At 68.6% G+C, this 15,811-nt stretch carries 17 protein-coding genes and 1 tRNA gene; 8 read left to right on the top strand and 10 right to left on the bottom strand.

Annotated features, from left to right (window positions below; all coding sequences use genetic code 11):
• Positions 1 to 2 precede the first annotated feature (2 nt).
• Positions 3 to 1,550 carry a sensor histidine kinase gene (locus tag ACZ1I2_RS02555; protein ID WP_465171168.1) on the top strand — a complete coding sequence of 516 codons (1,548 nt, stop codon included), beginning with the start codon at positions 3 to 5 and terminating at the stop codon, positions 1,548 to 1,550.
• Here the strand turns inward: ACZ1I2_RS02555 and ACZ1I2_RS02550 are convergent.
• From ACZ1I2_RS02550 to ACZ1I2_RS02530, 5 genes are all read right to left on the bottom strand, one after another.
• Positions 1,537 to 1,947, bottom strand: a complete 411-nt coding sequence (locus tag ACZ1I2_RS02550; RefSeq protein ID WP_465171169.1) for a response regulator — start codon at positions 1,945 to 1,947, stop codon at positions 1,537 to 1,539. The genes ACZ1I2_RS02555 and ACZ1I2_RS02550 overlap by 14 nt on opposite strands.
• A 61-nt stretch (positions 1,948 to 2,008) precedes the next feature.
• The gene (gene metW / locus ACZ1I2_RS02545; protein WP_465175238.1) at positions 2,009 to 2,596 is read right to left on the bottom strand and encodes a methionine biosynthesis protein MetW; all 588 of its coding nucleotides are present in this window, start codon (positions 2,594 to 2,596) and stop codon (positions 2,009 to 2,011) included.
• A gap of 163 nt (positions 2,597 to 2,759) precedes the next feature.
• Positions 2,760 to 3,188: a GNAT family N-acetyltransferase gene (locus ACZ1I2_RS02540; RefSeq protein ID WP_465171171.1), complete on the bottom strand. Its 429-nt coding sequence runs from the start codon at positions 3,186 to 3,188 to the stop codon at positions 2,760 to 2,762.
• Positions 3,185 to 4,303: a homoserine O-acetyltransferase MetX gene (gene metX / locus ACZ1I2_RS02535; RefSeq protein WP_465171172.1), complete on the bottom strand. Its 1,119-nt coding sequence runs from the start codon at positions 4,301 to 4,303 to the stop codon at positions 3,185 to 3,187. The genes ACZ1I2_RS02540 and metX overlap by 4 nt, the downstream gene beginning before the upstream one ends.
• Positions 4,304 to 4,479: 176 nt before the next feature.
• Complete coding sequence (locus ACZ1I2_RS02530; protein WP_465171173.1) at positions 4,480 to 6,033, bottom strand: flavin monoamine oxidase family protein; 1,554 nt, start codon at positions 6,031 to 6,033, stop codon at positions 4,480 to 4,482.
• Between the two features lie 89 nt (positions 6,034 to 6,122).
• Between ACZ1I2_RS02530 and ACZ1I2_RS02525 the strand changes: the two genes are divergently transcribed.
• Positions 6,123 to 7,031 carry a prephenate/arogenate dehydrogenase family protein gene (locus ACZ1I2_RS02525; RefSeq protein ID WP_465174017.1) on the top strand — a complete coding sequence of 303 codons (909 nt, stop codon included), beginning with the start codon at positions 6,123 to 6,125 and terminating at the stop codon, positions 7,029 to 7,031.
• Between the two features lie 2 nt (positions 7,032 to 7,033).
• Here the strand turns inward: ACZ1I2_RS02525 and ACZ1I2_RS02520 are convergent, their stop codons facing one another.
• Genes ACZ1I2_RS02520 through ftsE form a run of 4 tightly spaced genes read right to left on the bottom strand, consistent with a single transcriptional unit; the run spans position 7,034 to position 9,847 of the window.
• Positions 7,034 to 7,720, bottom strand: a complete 687-nt coding sequence (locus tag ACZ1I2_RS02520) for a lysophospholipid acyltransferase family protein (RefSeq protein ID WP_465171174.1) — start codon at positions 7,718 to 7,720, stop codon at positions 7,034 to 7,036.
• Positions 7,717 to 8,253, bottom strand: coding sequence for a YdcF family protein (locus ACZ1I2_RS02515; protein ID WP_465175239.1), 537 nt, complete (start codon positions 8,251 to 8,253; stop codon positions 7,717 to 7,719). The genes ACZ1I2_RS02520 and ACZ1I2_RS02515 overlap by 4 nt, the downstream gene beginning before the upstream one ends.
• Positions 8,250 to 9,143, bottom strand: a complete 894-nt coding sequence (locus tag ACZ1I2_RS02510; RefSeq protein WP_465175240.1) for a cell division protein FtsX — start codon at positions 9,141 to 9,143, stop codon at positions 8,250 to 8,252. Before ACZ1I2_RS02510 ends, ACZ1I2_RS02515 begins: the two co-directional genes overlap by 4 nt.
• Positions 9,140 to 9,847 carry a cell division ATP-binding protein FtsE gene (gene ftsE, locus ACZ1I2_RS02505; RefSeq protein ID WP_465175241.1) on the bottom strand — a complete coding sequence of 236 codons (708 nt, stop codon included), beginning with the start codon at positions 9,845 to 9,847 and terminating at the stop codon, positions 9,140 to 9,142. The genes ACZ1I2_RS02510 and ftsE overlap by 4 nt, the downstream gene beginning before the upstream one ends.
• Positions 9,848 to 10,059: 212 nt before the next feature.
• Between ftsE and ACZ1I2_RS02500 the strand changes: the two genes are divergently transcribed.
• Complete coding sequence (locus ACZ1I2_RS02500; RefSeq protein ID WP_465181567.1) at positions 10,060 to 10,776, top strand: MJ0042-type zinc finger domain-containing protein; 717 nt, start codon at positions 10,060 to 10,062, stop codon at positions 10,774 to 10,776.
• On the opposite strand, the gene ACZ1I2_RS02495 is transcribed toward ACZ1I2_RS02500, so the two are convergent.
• The gene (locus tag ACZ1I2_RS02495) at positions 10,727 to 12,115 is read right to left on the bottom strand and encodes an MATE family efflux transporter (protein ID WP_465171179.1); all 1,389 of its coding nucleotides are present in this window, start codon (positions 12,113 to 12,115) and stop codon (positions 10,727 to 10,729) included. The genes ACZ1I2_RS02500 and ACZ1I2_RS02495 overlap by 50 nt on opposite strands.
• A 115-nt stretch (positions 12,116 to 12,230) precedes the next feature.
• Here ACZ1I2_RS02495 and ACZ1I2_RS02490 point away from each other — a divergent pair.
• From ACZ1I2_RS02490 to msrB, 5 genes are all read left to right on the top strand, one after another.
• Positions 12,231 to 12,317, top strand: a tRNA-Leu gene (locus ACZ1I2_RS02490).
• 196 nt (positions 12,318 to 12,513) lie between these two features.
• A complete protein-coding gene (locus ACZ1I2_RS02485) occupies positions 12,514 to 13,590 on the top strand; it encodes a type III polyketide synthase (RefSeq protein ID WP_465174018.1) in 1,077 nt (358 codons plus the stop codon).
• A complete protein-coding gene (locus tag ACZ1I2_RS02480) occupies positions 13,587 to 14,273 on the top strand; it encodes a methyltransferase domain-containing protein (protein WP_465171180.1) in 687 nt (228 codons plus the stop codon). The genes ACZ1I2_RS02485 and ACZ1I2_RS02480 overlap by 4 nt, the downstream gene beginning before the upstream one ends.
• Positions 14,252 to 15,382 (top strand): NAD(P)/FAD-dependent oxidoreductase, encoded by a 1,131-nt coding sequence (locus ACZ1I2_RS02475; protein ID WP_465175243.1) that lies wholly within the window; start codon positions 14,252 to 14,254, stop codon positions 15,380 to 15,382. The genes ACZ1I2_RS02480 and ACZ1I2_RS02475 overlap by 22 nt, the downstream gene beginning before the upstream one ends.
• A 5-nt stretch (positions 15,383 to 15,387) precedes the next feature.
• Positions 15,388 to 15,810, top strand: a complete 423-nt coding sequence (gene msrB / locus ACZ1I2_RS02470; protein ID WP_465171182.1) for a peptide-methionine (R)-S-oxide reductase MsrB — start codon at positions 15,388 to 15,390, stop codon at positions 15,808 to 15,810.
• Position 15,811 lies beyond the last annotated feature (1 nt).

The raw sequence follows: 15,811 nt of genomic DNA, 5'->3' as shown, positions 1-15,811 counted from the left end.
TCATGAGCGAGACACCATCGGCCCGGTCGGCCGCACCATCCACCGGGACGATCGACGAGACGGTGCGCGACAGCGCGATCGCCGCGCATGACATCGAATCGCTGCGCGACAGCGAGGAGCTGAAGCGGATCACCGATTTCGCCGCGGCGCTGTGCGCGGCGCCGGTCGCCCTGGTCAATCTGGTCGACCGGCACCGCCAGCATTTCATCGCCCGCACCGGCTATGACGCGCCCGAAGGCCCGCCCGAGACGAGTTTCTGCACCGTCACAATGCGGGCGCGGGGCATCATGGTGGTGCCCGACGCGACGCGCGATCCCCGCTTCGCCGACAATCCGCAGGTCATCGGCGCGCCGTTCATCCGGTTCTATGCCGGCGTGCCGCTGCTCTCGGATGACGGCGTACCGCTCGGCGCGCTGTGCGTGATCGACACCAACCCCCGTGACGGACTGACGTCATTGCAGCATCAGGGGCTCGCCACCCTGGCCGACGCGGTGATGGCGCGTCTGCGCGACAGTCGCGACGCCGCGGCCTGGCGCGCCAGCGAGAGCGCCGCCAGCCGCGCGCTCAACGAAAGCGAACACCGTTTCCGCGTGCTCGCCGATGCCATGCCGCAAATGGTCTGGTCGACATTGCCCGACGGCTATCACGATTATTACAATGCACGCTGGTACGAGTTTACCGGCATGCCCGAAGGGTCGACCGACGGCGAGCAGTGGAACGGCATGTTCCACCCCGAAGACCAGCCCCGCGCCTGGGAGTCCTGGCGTCATTCGCTCGCGACGGGCGATCCCTATCAGATCGAATATCGTCTGCGCCGCGCCGATGGCGACTATCGCTGGACGCTCGGCCGCGCCTTGCCGCTACGCGACGAATCGGATGCGATCGTGCGCTGGTTCGGCACCTGCACCGATATCCATGAGCAGAAGGAAGCCAGCGAGGAGCGCGAAGTGATCGCGCAGGAGCTGAGCCACCGTATCAAGAACATCTTCGCCGTGATCGCCGGGCTGGTCGGCTTCGCCGCGCGGACCAAGCCCGAACTGGCGAGTATTGCCGAGGATCTGCGTGCGCGGATCACCGCGCTCGGCCGGGCGCATGATTTCGTCCGGCCGCACAGCGCGAAGTCACGGCCGGCGGTAGCGCAGGACAGCCTGCATGGCCTGCTGGGCGAGCTTTTTCGTCCCTATCAGTCGGCCAATCAGAAACGCATCGTCATCAGCGGCAGCGATGTGGAGATCGACGATCGTTCGACGACACCGCTCGCCCTGCTGTTCCATGAACTCGCGACCAACGCGACCAAATATGGCGCGCTGGTCAACGACACCGGCCGAATCTTCCTCGACATCGCGACCGGGGAGGCGGGCGTGGTCCTGCGCTGGAGGGAAAGCGGCGGGCCTGCGGTGACGTCACCCGACGGGATGACGGGTTTCGGATCGCAGCTGATGGAAATGAGCGCGGTACGGCAGCTGGGGGGCACGATCGACCGCGACTGGCGGCCGGAGGGCCTGGTGGTGACGATAAAGGTGCCGGCGCGCGCGTTCAGCCGCCGCTGATGTCGCGGTCCAGCAGCACCAGATCGTCATTGGCCGCCGCGCCATGCGGCGTGCCGGCGCTGGCCATCGCCGCGGCGGCCAGGATCGCCGCCTCCGAAAAGGGCTTGCGGATATAGCCGAGCGCGCCTTCGCCCGCGCCGATCTGGGCCGGGTTGGCGGTCACGAAAATCACCTTCACGCCGTAATCCCGCGCCAGCGTGGCGGCGAGATCGGGCCCGGTCGGGCCGTCGCGCAGGTTCACGTCGACCAGGGCGAAATGACAGTCGTCGGCCGCCTCGATCGCGCCGCTGCGGTCGGCCGCGATCGCCTTCACATGATAGCCGGCATCCGTGAGGATTCGCTCGAGATCGAGCGCCACAAAGATCTCGTCTTCAACGATAAGGGCGGTAGTCGGCATGGATTCCTCTAAGGTTTCCTGCCGCGAACACCTGACGGCACTGAAGAGTTCCTGATCGAAATCAATTCTTCAGCAGAAATACCGCATGTTCGGCGAAGAAATTGGCCGCCGCCGAGGTCGTGCGCTTGTCGCCCGACAGGAACCACGCCCCCTCGACCGTGATGCCGCGGCCTTTCACGAAGGCGCGGAAATCGTCGATCGTGACATGGTGGATATTGGGCGTGTCGTACCATTGTTCGGGCAGCAGCCGGGTCACCGGCATCCGCCCGCCCCACATCAGCGAGGTGCGCCCGCGCCAGTGCGCGAAATTGGGGAAGGACACAAAGGCTCGCCGACCGATCCGGAGCAGATGATCGAGAACCACGTCCGGGCGCCGCGTCGTCTGCAACGTCTGGCTGAGGATGGCATAGTCGAAGCTGGCCTCGGGATAGCCCGCCAGGTCCGAATCCGCGTCGCCCTGGATCACCGACAGTCCGCGCGAGACCGCCGCCGCGACATTGCCCGCATCGAGCTCGAGCCCGCGCGCGTCGACGCCTTTTCCATCGCGCAACGCGGCCATCAATGCCCCATCACCGCAGCCGACATCCAGAATGCGGCTGCCCGGCGCGACATTGTCGGCGATGATCGCGAGATCGGGACGGAGGCTCATTTCTTCCTTCTCCCCTTGTGGGAGAAGGTGGCGCGAAGCGCCGGATGAGGGGGAATGAGGTTCGAGACGCTCGCGAGTGTCCCCCTCACCCTTCCCACGCCTTCGGCGTAGGCCCCTTCCCTCTCCCACAGGGGGAGAGGGAAAGAAGGATCGAAGCGCGGACTCATGTCGTTGCCCCATACACGTCGGGACGATGGCGCTGCATGAACAGCGCCGTATCGGTCACCCGCTCCCAGCCGAGCGTCTCGTACACGCCATGCGCGTCGCGCGTGGCGAGAAGCCAGCGCCGCAGCCCCTGAAGATCGGGCAGCGCCTGAAGCGCCGCCGCCATCGCGCGCGCGATACCCTGGCCGCGATAGGGTTCGAGCACATAGACATCGGCGAGGTACGCGAAGGTCGCCCCGTCGCTGACAACGCGCGCGAAGCCGATCTGCGCGTCGCCGTCGAAGGCACCGATGCAGAAGGAGCCGCGGATCGCCCGTTCCACCACGTCACGCGGAATGCCGGCGGCCCAATAGCTCGTGACGAGATAGGCATGGATCGCGTCCGCCTGCATCTCGGCGCGATCGGTCGACAGGCGGAATGTCGTCATGCGCCCGCCCTCAGGAAGCCGTCGATCACCCGGTTCATGCCGGGCGAATCGAGCAGGAAGGCGTCATGCCCGAACGGGCTGTTGAGTTCGACGAAACTGACCGGCGCGCCCGCCGCGTTGAGCGCGTGGACGATCGACCGCGATTCGGCCGTGGGGTAGAGCCAGTCGGTGTCGAAGCTGATCAGGCAGAAGCGCGCCGTGCTCGCGCGAAAGGCATTGGCGAGCAGGCCGCCATGTTCCTCCGCGAGATCGAAATAGTCGGTCGCGCGGGTTATATAGAGATAGGAATTGGCGTCGAACCGGTCGACGAAGCTGATCCCCTGGTGCCGCAAATAGCTTTCCACCTGGAAATCGGCGTCGAAGCCGAAGCTCTTGGCGCTGCGCGTTTGCAGGCGGCGGCCGAATTTCTCGGTCAGCCCGGCTTCCGACAGATAGGTGATGTGCGCGGCCATGCGCGCGACGGCGAGCCCGGCTGCGGGAGGATCGCCATTCTCGTAATAGTCGCCGCCGCGCCAGTTCGGATCGGCCATCACCGCCTGGCGACCGACTTCGTGAAAGGCGATATTCTGCGCCGTATGGCGTGCCGCCGAGGCAATGACGATCGCTGCCTTCACCCGCTCGGGGAAGGTCGCCGACCAGCTCAGCGCCTGCATGCCGCCCATCGATCCGCCGATTACGGCCGCCAGGCTGTCGACGCCGAGATGGTCGAGCAGCATCGCCTGCGCGCGCACCATGTCGCGGATGGTGATGACCGGGAAGCTCATCCCCCAGGGCTTGCCGGTCGCCGGATTGACCGTCGCCGGTCCCGAGGAGCCAGTGCAGCCGCCGAGCACATTGCTGCAGATGATGAAATGACGATCGGGGTCGACCGGCTTTCCCGGCCCTACCAGCCGGGTCCACCAGCCGGCCTTGCCCGTGATCGGATGGTTGCTCGCGACATTCTGGTCACCGGTCAGCGCGTGACAGATCAGGATCGCGTTGCCGCCGTCCGCGTCGAGCGTGCCATAGGTCTCGTACGCGATATCGACCGGCGACAGCAGCGCGCCGCCATCGAGCTTCAACGGCCCGGGCAGGGTGACATGGCGATCCAGACCGAAACGTTGATCAGCCGTCATCTGATTTCCGCAAACCGACGGCCAATTCCCCGACCCGTTCGTGCTGAGCTTGTCGAAGCACTGCTTTTCCTGCGTCGAATAGAAGAACAGCCCTTCGACAAGCTCAGGGCGAACGGAGGAAGTGCGTTAGGCCGCGACGCGGCACCATTCAAGCTTTGGCGTTCAGGCTCTGCTGTTCAGGCGTGCTGCGCGGCCATGATCGCCTGGGCCGCCATCCGGCCGGTCTGCGCGCCACCGTTCATATAGCCCGGATAGGCATCCGACAGATGCTCGCCGGCGAACTGGAGCCGGCCGGACAGCGCATGGTGCCTCGGCCCGCTTTCGCCCTCGACCCAGATCAGTTCCCCGAAACGGGTGAGCTGGCCCGGCCGGAAATTGACATAGGCGCCGAGCGTCAGCGGATCACGGTGCCAGCCGGTACGCCGCACCACGCCGCTCATCGCCGCGCCGAAGCCGGGAACGCCTCCTTCCGCCATCGTGGCGAAGCGCCGGGCGAGCTGGCCGGGGTCCATCGCATCGGCCGCGCTGACTTCGTCGCCACCGAGGAACCAGGTCCACACGCTGCCGGCATCGGCTGCCGGGCGAATGCCGCCGTCCCAGCCGAGCGCCGCACCGGCCGAGGCGTCGGTCTGCCACAGTTCGCCGCCGCGCCCCATCGGCCCCTCCCAGGGGCGCGACGTCATGACCGCCTGGACCTTCTCGTTATGGCCCAGCTCCACCTCGGCGATGAACCGGCGCCACAGCGGCGGCAGCGGCACGTGGAAATCGATCTGGCGCATCAGCGGCGCCGGCACCGCGACGATCACGGCCCCGGCGCTGGCGGCGGTGCCGTCGAGGAAGGTCAGGCGCGCCCCGGCGCCCTGCGCGTCGATCCGCAACAGCCTTTTGCCGTTCTCGATGCGGCTGGCGAGCTTCGCCTGCATCGCCGCGATCAGCGCACCACTGCCGCCCTCGATCAGATAGCGCTCGTCGCTATGGCTGAGCACATCGACCTGTTCGCCATCCACGGTCGGCAGGTTGAACACCAGCTCGATCGCCGAAGCCTGGCCCGGCTCCACGCCATATTCGGTGCGGCTGGTCGCCTCCATCAGCTGTCGGACCCAGGGCACCGGCAATTTTTCGGCATGCTGGTCGAGATATCCGGCGATCGAGAGGCGGTCGAGTTCGCGCGCCGTCCGGTCATAATCCTTGTCGAGCCGAGCCGAATCCAGCGCGATCTGCGCCGCGATGGGGCGCAACGCCTCGGCGAGTACCGCCGTCGACAGCACGGCGCCGTTGGCGAGCACGATGGTGCGGTGCGCCTCGGCCTTGCGGTCGATCAGGCCGATGCCGAACGCCTTGGCCAGCTTGTGCATGTCGTCATGGTCGGTGTTGACCAGCTGGCCGCCGATCTCCATCGGCACGCCGTCCGCCGGACGGTGCGTGAACATGCGCCCACCGAGGCGCGGGCGTGCCTCATAAAGGCGTGCGTCGACGCCGGCCTCGGCGAGATGCCACAGGGCCGTCAGCCCGGCGATACCGCCGCCGATGATCGCGACCGGCCCATGGATGGGCGCGGCGCGAAGCGGGCGTGGTACCGCGGCGACCAGGCCGGCCGCGCCGATCGCCTTGAGCAGCGCGCGCCGGCTCATGCCCGGCGCGCCCTCGACCGGCGGTTTCTCCCCCGCCGCCGCCAGATTCATCCGGCGCGCCGATTCCAGTGCCTGCCAGAAAACCGTGCTGCCCCGCATGATCATCCCCTCGCTTCGTCGCCTCCGTAACAGATACGCGATCGAGCGTCAGCTTGCGTTGGCGCAAGCCATGAGCCATGCGGACGCCCATGCTTCCCTTCGCCCGCGTCACCATCATCGGCATCGGCCTGATCGGTTCCTCGATCGCGCGCGCCGTGCGCGCCCAGATGCCGACGGTGCGGCTGACCGGCCATGATGCCGATGGCGAGGTGCGCGCGATCGCCGACCGGCTCCAGCTGTTCGACGACATCACCGACACCGCCGGCGCGTCAGTGATCGATGCCGACCTGGTCATCCTGTGCGTGCCGGTCGGGGCGATGGGCGCGGTGGGCAGGGAGATCGCCGCCGACCTGCCCGCCGATGCCGTCGTCAGCGATGTCGGATCGTGCAAGGAGGATGTCGTCCGCGCCCTGGCCGAGGCGCTGCCCGGCGCGACGGTCGTTCCGGCGCACCCCGTCGCGGGCACGGAGCGCAGCGGGCCCGAAGCCGGGTTCGCCACCCTGTTCCACAAAAGATGGTGCATTGTCACCCCGCCCGAGGGCGCCGATCCGGTCGCGGTCGAGCGCGTCAGCGAATTCTGGCGACGGCTGGGCGCGGAGGTGGAGACGATGGAGCCCGGCCATCACGACCGCGTGCTCGCCATCACCAGCCATTTGCCGCACCTTATCGCCTACACCATCGTCGGCACCGCTTCCGACATGGAAGAGGTCACCCGCAGCGAAGTGATCAAATATTCGGCCGGCGGTTTTCGCGACTTCACCCGCATCGCCGCGTCCGACCCGACGATGTGGCGCGACGTGTTCCTCGCCAATCGCGAGGCGGTGCTCGACATGCTCCAGCGCTTTTCCGAGGACCTGTCGGCGCTGCAGCGCGCGATCCGCTGGGGCAAGGGCGACGAGCTGTTCGACCTGTTCACCAGGACCCGGGCGATCCGGCGCGGTATCATCGAGCAGGGCCAGGACGACCCCGCGCCCGATTTCGGCCGCACCCACGACTGATCCTATCTGTCGAGCGCGTTGATCGCCTCGTGCACCCGGCGCTCGGCCTCGGCGCGGGGCAACCCCGGCGGAATCGGCTCGCCGAAGCGGAAGGTCACCACGCCGGGCAGCTTGGGGCCGTGCTTGGGCCAGACCTTGCCGCTGTCGATCGCGACCGGAATCACGGGTATCTTGAGCATCTGGTACAGGCCGGCAAAACCCGCCCGCAGCGGCGGCTGCTCGCCCGGCGGCACGCGGGTGCCCTCGGGAAAGATCAGGATCGAGCGCCCCAGCGCCAGCTCGGCCTGGCCCTCGCGCACCATCCGCCGGAGCGCGCCCGCCGATGCCTCGCGATCGACGACGATGACGCCGTAACGCCGCGCCGCCCAGCCCCAGACCGGAATCGAGGCCAGTTCCTGCTTCATCACGATCGCGGGCGTGCGCAGCAGGCGGCCCAGCTCGAGCGTTTCGTACATCGCCTGGTGCTTGGCGGCATAGATGACCGGACCGGACGCGAACATGGTGCCTTCCACCCGGCGGTGGATGCCCAGGATATGCTCGGTCGCCCAGCCATGGAGCTTCGTCCACAAATGGGTGTGGACGATCAGCGCCTCGCGGCCGAACAACGCGGTGATCGGGGTCAGCAGCACGATCGGCACCGAAAGGCCGTAAAAGACGATCATGAACAGGATCGTGCGAAGCCAGCTCATGTCCCGATCCCCAGCCAGAGCGCCACGCCCCGAAGCAGCAGCTTGTTGTATTCGGCGACCAGCAGGCCGAAGCGCGGGTGGCTCGGTACGCCGTCCCCCAGCACCACGACGTCGCCGTCCAGCGCGTTGGTCAGTTCCAGCCGTGCCCGGGCGAGGTGCCAGTCCGAGGTGACCAGCCGCACCGATTTATATCCATGCCGCTTCACCCAGGCCGCCGTCTCCTCGGCATTGGACCGCGTGTCGACCGCTTCGCGCCCGAGATCGATGCAGCAGGCGAACAGCGACGGCGCCTCACGATATTCGTGGGCGAGCTCGACCGGCCGCACTTCGGGCGCGACGCCGGTCACCAGCATGCGTTTCGCGGCATGGGCCTTGAGCAGCACGATGCCACGATCGATCCGTCCCGCGCCGCCAGTCGGGACCACGATGGCATCGGTCTTCGCATGGTCGAGCGGTTTGGGCATGGCGAGCAGGAACAGCCCGAAGCCCAGTGCCCAGAGCAGCGCCAGCACGCCCAGGGTGCGGATGATCACAGGATCCGCCTCAGCGCGCCGAGCACCGCGAGCCGCGCCGCCTGGGCCGCGAGCAGGGCAAAGGCGAGCGGCAGCATGGCGAGCAGGAACCAGTCGCTCGTCGACAGCTGCATCTCCCCCAGCAGGTCCGATCCCAACGCCGCCAGCTGCATCCCGACCAGCAGCACGATCCCCGCGGCGACCAGCGTCCCGAATGCGCCGCCGAGCAACGTGTCGAGCGCGATCCGCTGCTGGAACAGGCGCGCGACCTGTGCGTCGGTCGACCCCAGCATATGCAGCACCTCGATCGTGTCGCGATGCGTCTCCAGCCCGGCGCGCGCCGCGAGGATGACGACGGCCGCAGTGGCGGCGGCGATCAGCATGACCAGCCCGACGGCAAGCCAGGTGACCATGGTCATGACATCGCTGACCGGCGACATCCAGCGTTCGTGCCGGTCGACCCGGGCCGCCGGCGCGACCGCGCGCACCGCGCTCGTCACCCGGGCAGTGGCGGCATCGCTGGCGGCGCGGAGGTCGACATCGATCATCGCCGGCATCGGCAGATCGGGATCGGCCCCGTCCGGCCCGAGCCAGGGACCGAGCAATCGCGACAGCTCGACGCGGCTCACCTCGACGGCGCGCGCCACGTCGGGCAGGCGGCGCAACGCCGCCAGCGCCCTTGCCGTCTGATCGTCGCGGGCGCGGTCGCCCGGCTCGACGATCTGCACCGTCAGCCGCCCGGCGAGCTGCCGGTCGAGCCCCTTCGCGGCGCTCAGCGTGCCGAGCCCCAGCGCGGCAGCCAGCACGGTGAGGAACAGCATGATCGCCATGATCCACATCATCGCGCGCGTGCCCCGGCGCGCGTCGAGCAGGCGGCGATCGGCGGAGGAGGAGATCAGCCGGACGCTCATGCGGGCTCCGCCGGGGGCGGGAAGCGCAGCGATCCGGTGGGATCGAGCAGACGCCCCTTGTCGAGCCGCATCATATGCGCATTGGGGATGCGGCTGAGCAGATGGAAATCATGCGTCGCGACGACCACCGTGGTGCCGAGACGATTGAGTGAGTCGAACAGGTGGAGCAGGCGTTCCGCCATGTCCGGATCGACATTGCCGGTCGGCTCGTCGGCGACGAGTATCTCGGGCCGGCCGATCACGGCCCTGGCGATCGCCACGCGCTGCTGCTCGCCGCCCGACAGGGTCTGCGGCCTGGCCTTGACCCGGTCGGACAGGCCGACCCAGGCGAGCATCTCGCGCACCGGCGCGTCGATATCGCTTTCGGGCACGCCGGAGACGCGCAGGGGAAGCGCGATATTGTCATAGGCCGAGAGGTGCGGGACGAGCCGGAAGTCCTGGAACACCACCCCGATCCGCCGCCGGAAACCCGGCAGCCGCTTGCGCGGCAGGGTCACCGCGTCCTCGCCAAACAGCCGGATCATCCCCCGGGTCGGGCGTTGCGAGAGGTAGAGCAGCTTCAACAGCGAGGTCTTGCCGGCGCCGCTCGTGCCGGTGAGAAAATAGAAGGCGCCGGTCGACAGCGTGAAGCTGACGTCGGACAACGTCTCCTGGCCGGTGCCGTAGCGCAGCCCAACATTTTCGAACTGGACGATATTCGCCATTACCGGCGCAACGCTCGCTTCATGACTGATGCCCCGGCCCCGCCATCGCACGTTCCGGGCGCGCGCCACAAGCATGGGCATGAGCGCCCTCGCCCGAAAGGCTTGCCACGACGCGCTGGTGCGTGCTTAGATTCGGGACAGGCGCGGCGCCGTCCGCAGCGCCGGAAGCGGCCAAGATGATCCTCGAATGCACTCAATGCCATTCCCGCTACATGGTCCCCGATTCAGCGATCGGTGCCGAAGGCCGGACCGTGCGATGCGCGAGCTGCAAGCATAGCTGGTTCCAGCCGGGCCAGGTGCTCGATCTGGTCGCGCGCGCCGAAGCGGCCGACGCGCCGGCGCCGCGCCTCGCCCCCGGCGGCCCGGCCCGCGCCGCTGCCGCCGTGCCGCCCGTTCAACCCGCCGTTCACGCCCCCATTCAACCGGACGTCGACATCGCGCCGCCGGGCACCGCGCCCGACTATGATGCCTTCGCGCACCAGCCGCCCTTCACCCGGCGCCGCAGCAGCGCGCAGCGCTGGATACTGGCCGCCCTCGTGGCGGGTCTGGCGATCCTGGCGGGGGCCGCCGCGATCCTCTATCTCGGCGCACCGGGGATCGCCCAGCAATTCGGCCTGCCGATCGTCACCCCGGAAACGCCGCTCAGGATCGTCAACAATCCGATCGACCGCCGCCACCTCGCCAATGGCAGCGAGATGTTCGCGATCAGCGGCAAGGTGGTGAACCCGACGGACCAGCGCCAGCGCGTCCCCGATATCCGGGTGGAGCTGAAGGACGCCCAGAAACGGCTGGTCTATAGCTGGGTCATCCGGCCGGAAACGATGTCGCTGGCCCCGCACGGCTCGGTCGAGTTCAACAGCGCGAAGCTCGACGTGCCGGTCAATTCGAAGCAGCTGGTGCTGAGCTTTTCCGGCGAATCCGCCAACTGACCAGGGCGAAGCGACCGCCGTGGAGCAAGGTCGCCGCCACCATGCCGATGCCCGACGCATAGACCAGCCCGGTCAGGCCCCATCCGAGATGGATCAACCCCCAGCCCGCCCCGCCCGTCACCAGGAAGAAGGCGATGATGCTGTTGGCCCCGGCCACGACCTGGTCGCCGAGCGAGCGCAGCGCATAGACAAACACCACCTGCACCCCGTCGAACAGGATGAACGGCGCCCATAAGGGCACCATCGCCAGCGCCAGCATGTGCACCTCGCCCGTCGCCGGGAACAACGCGACGACACCGGCGCGCCCGATCACCAGCAGCAGGGCGAGCAGCGCGGTGAGCAGCGCCGCGATCGACGCGGCGATCACCGTGCGCGGCAGGGCCTGGCGCGGCACGCCCTCGCCGACCGCATTGCCGACTCGCACGCCCGTCGCCGATCCCAGGCCGAGCGCGACAGAGAAGGTGACGTTGTGGATCGCGAACACGATCTGGAAGGCATGGGCCGCCGCATCGCCGAGCCGGGTGGACAGCGCGATCAGGATCGAAAAGCCCGCCAGCTCGAGCCCCGACGCGATCGCCGGCACCACCCCGAACGCCGCCAGCCGTACCGCGCCGGCGGGGACGCCCCGCCATGCCGCGAGGGAGAGGTCGTGCACGCCGCGCAGCGTCGCCCGCGGCAAGGTCCAGGCAGCGCCGATCATGCCGAAGGCGCCGATCGCCGAGGCGATCGCGGTCGCCGCCGCCGCCCCGACCGCGCCCAGCGCCGGCAGCCCGAGATGACCGCCGGACAGCGCCCAGGCGAGTACGGCATTGAGCGGGAGAATCGCGAGATTGACCGTCGTCACCCGGCGCGGACGGCTGACCCCTTCGAGGAAGAAGCTGGCCGCGACGATGATCAGCTGGAACGGAAAGCAAAGCGCCATCACCTGGACGACGCGCGCCGCCCGGGGGACCAGCGCATCCGCCACCCCCATGCCAGCCAGCATCGGCGCGGCAAAGAGCAACAGCGCCAGCCCGGCCAGGCTGCCCAGCACCAGCGCGAGCAACAGGCCCTCGCGCAGCACCGCGCCGGTGCGCCTGAGATCGCCCGCGCCGTCAGCGCGCGAGGCGTGGACCAGCACCCCGGACAAGGCCGCGAGCCCGGCGACGATCGCGACGAAAGTCAGCGACCGGCTCGCGCCCAGGGCCGCGACTTCTTCCGTGCCGACCAGCCCGACCACGACCACATCGGTGACGTGGAGGATCGTCCAGTTGAGGCTGGTCAGCATCACCGGCCAGGCAAGGCCGAGGATTCGCCGCGTTTCGTCACCGATCGGATAGGAGAGGGGCGAGCCGGGCATCGCGCCCTGCTAGCGATCGAACGCTGTGCGGGATAGAGCAGTTGCCATTGCCGCAATGCCTTGCTAGGGGCGCTCCCCTACCAGCTGCCGGGGCTTGTCCGGCGGTGTTTCACGTGCGGCCGTGGCGGAACTGGTAGACGCGCAACGTTGAGGTCGTTGTGGGCGAAAGCCCGTGGAAGTTCGAGTCTTCTCGGCCGCACCACTTTCTTCTGCAGGGCCAGACCCTGATCGGCGGGGACGGACATTTGTCCGTCCCTTTCCCGTTCTCCGGCATGGTCGACCCGGCCGATTTGGCCGGCCCCGAACCTTCGTATAATGCTTTGGCGTCAACGGATCGTCCACGATAGAGTGGCGTTGTGCAACTGAAAGCGCGATCCCTTCGCGCTCCTCGAAAGCCGATCTTGTCCGAAGCCGCCTATCTGAATGCGATCGGCACTGCCGTCCCCGATCACGACATCCACCACGCCTTCATCGCCTGGGCGCAGGGCCGGATCGAGGATGAACGCGCCGCGAAGCTGTTTGCGCGCATGGCGGGACGATCGGGCATCGAGCATCGCTGGTCGGTCTTGAGGCGTACCAATGGCGGCGGATCGCCGGTTTCAGCCGAGGGCTTTTATGCCAAGCCGCATCTGCCCGGCACCGCCGAGCGCATGCGACTCTATGCCGAGGAGGCGCCGACGCTGGGCATCGCCGCGATCGAAGCGCTCGCCGCGCAGCGGCCGATCGCCGGCATCACGCATTTCGTCGTCGCCAGCTGTACCGGTTTCGTCGCGCCCGGTGTCGACCAGATCATCGCGCGGCGGATCGGCCTGCCGGCCTCCACCGAGCGGCTGCTGATCGGCTTCATGGGCTGCTACGCGGCGGTCGCGGCGCTGCGGACGGCGCGTCACATCGTCCGGTCCGAGCCCGACGCGCGGGTGCTTGTGCTGTGCGTGGAGCTCTCGACGCTCCACCTCCAGGCGGAAAGCGCGGTCGAGCCGCTGCTGGCGATGCTGCAATTCGGCGACGGCGCCGCCGCGGCGATGGTCACCGCTGAACCGACGGGTTTCATGATTGGCCAGCCCTTCGCCACCACCCTGCCCGATTCGCAGGACCTGATTCGCTGGGACGTGACCGACAGCGGCTTTGCGATGCATTTGTCGGGCGAAGTGCCCGGCCGGATCGCCGCCGGCCTCGCCGATCCCCGTTTCGCTTCGGCCGCGACCGGCGGACGTGCGCCGGGGGAGATCGATGGCTGGGCGGTCCATGCCGGCGGACGCTCGATCCTCGACGCGGTCGAACACAGCCTTGGCCTGTCGCCGGAAGCATTGGCCGCCTCCCGCGGCGTGCTGGCCGACAATGGCAACATGTCCTCCGCCACCCTGATGTTCGTGCTGGCGCGGCTGCTGGCAGGTCCGCCGGTCAGGGACGGCGTCGCGCTTGCTTTCGGCCCCGGCCTCGCCGCCGAGGGTTTCGGCTTCCGGAGCGCGGCATGAGCCTCGCGACCCGGGCCATCGCCGAGGAGCTGATGGACGCCGACGACCTCGACCCGGCGACCTATGCCGAGGTCGTGGGCGACCTCGCGAAGGTCAATATCGTCACCATGGCCGGGCGCCCGACACTCGATTTCCTGACCCGCGCGACGCGGGGCATGACCTCCTTCCGCCTGCTCGATGTGGGTTTCGGCGACGGCGACATGCTCCGCCGGATCGCGCGCTGGGCGCGGAAGCGGGGCCTCGCCGCCGACCTGACGGGCGTTGACCTCAACCCGCGCAGCGCGCTCGCCGCGACCGCTCATACGCCCGCCGATCTAGGCATCCACTACGTCACCGGCGACTATGCCGGCCTTGCCGGCGGCAACTGGGATTTCGTTGTCTCGAGCCTGGTCGCGCATCACATGACTCATGCTCAGCTGATCGCCTTTCTCCGTTTCATGGACAGCGAGACCCGGCGCGGCTGGCTGGTCAATGATCTCCACCGCCACGGCTTCGCGCATTGGGGTTTCCCGATCCTCGCCCGGATCGCGGGCTGGCACCGGATCGTGCGACTCGACGGCACGCTGTCGATCGCCCGGTCCTATCGGCCGTCGGAATGGCCGCCGATCCTTGCCGAGGCTGGGGTGGAGGCCCGCATCTACCGCGCCTTTCCCTTCAGGCTGTGCGTCGAACGCCTGCGCTGATCGTCGGCGGTGGGCCGGCAGGGGCGAGCGCGGCGATCCTGCTTGCCCGCGCGGGCATCCCGCATCTGCTGGTTGAGCGCAGCCGCGAAACCGGCGACGCGCTGTGTGGCGGTTTCCTCAGCTGGCGGACGCTCGACTCGCTGCGCAGCCTGGGGATCGAGCCCGACGCGCTCGGCCAGGCCCGCGTCACCCGGGTCCGGCTGTTCGCCGGCGCGCGGACGGCGGAAGCGCGCCTGCCGCGTCCGGCGATCGGGGTGTCGCGCCTTCATCTCGACTCGCTGCTGCTCGACCGGGCGGCACGCGCCGGCGCGGCCATCGAGCGCGGCATCGCCGTCAAGGCAATCGAGGGGACCACCGCGCGGCTGCAGGACGGTGGCACGATCGCGGCGGACGCACTGTTCCTGGCCAGCGGCAAGCACGACATTCGCGGCCTTGCGCGCCCGGCCGAAGCGCGCGGCGGAGATCCGAGCCTGGGCCTGCGCATCCGGCTGTCCCCCGCACCGGCACTCGACCGGCTGATCGGCGACGCGATCGAACTGCATCTGTTCGACCGCGGCTATATGGGAATCGTGCTGCAGGAGGATGGCAGCGCCAATTGCTGCCTGGCGGTCCACCGGTCCCGCCTGGCCGAGTCGGGCGACCCCGAGCGGCTGCTCGATTCGATCGCGGCGGAATCGCCGAGGCTGGCCGAACGGCTCGCCTGGCGCCGCGGCGGCGAGACGATCGATGCGGTCGCCAACATTCCCTATGGCTGGCGCGTCCGCGAGGGCGTGGCGGGCCTGTTCCGACTGGGCGACCAGGCCGGTGTGATTCCCTCGCTGGCCGGCGAAGGCATGGGCATCGCTATCGCAAGCGGCATCCGCGCCGCGCGGGCCCATGAAGGCGGCGGCGCGGCCGCCGCGATTTCCTTCCAGCATCGGCTCGCCCGCGATCTCGCCCGGCCGATCGGTCTTGCCGGGCTGATTCGCGGCCTCGCCGAACGCCCCGGCATGGCCGCCGCAATGGTCCCAGTCGCGCGGACTCTGCCGCTGCTGGTCGATGTTGTCGCGCGCCTGACCCGGATCAACCATTCGCACCTTGACCGTTCCGCCAGCGCGCGGGAAAGCTGAGGACCATGGATCAGTTCACTCTTTCCGAGGGCGAGTGGCGCAAGCGGCTCAGCCCCGAACAATATCATGTCCTGCGCGAGGCCGGCACCGAACCCGCCTTTTCCGGCCGCTACACCAACAACAAGGCCGACGGCATTTATCGCTGCGCCGGTTGTGCCACGCCGCTGTTCGACAGCGCCGATAAATATGAGTCGGGATCGGGCTGGCCCAGCTTCACCCGGCCGATCGCACCCGAACGCGTCACCGAACATAGCGACGTCAGCCACGGCATGATCCGGACCGAGGCACGTTGTGCCCGCTGCGACGGGCATCTCGGGCATGTCTTTCCCGATGGCCCGCCGCCGACCGGCCTGCGCTACTGCATGAACTCGCTCAGCCTCGATTTCCGCGGTCGCACGCCGGAAAACGGTGGCGACTCGGTCGCCTGAC

Source organism: Sphingomonas sp. BL-S-29 (assembly GCF_055521495.1).
Note: the sequence above shows the minus strand (reverse complement) of the source record. Positions and strands in the feature narration are given on the sequence as shown.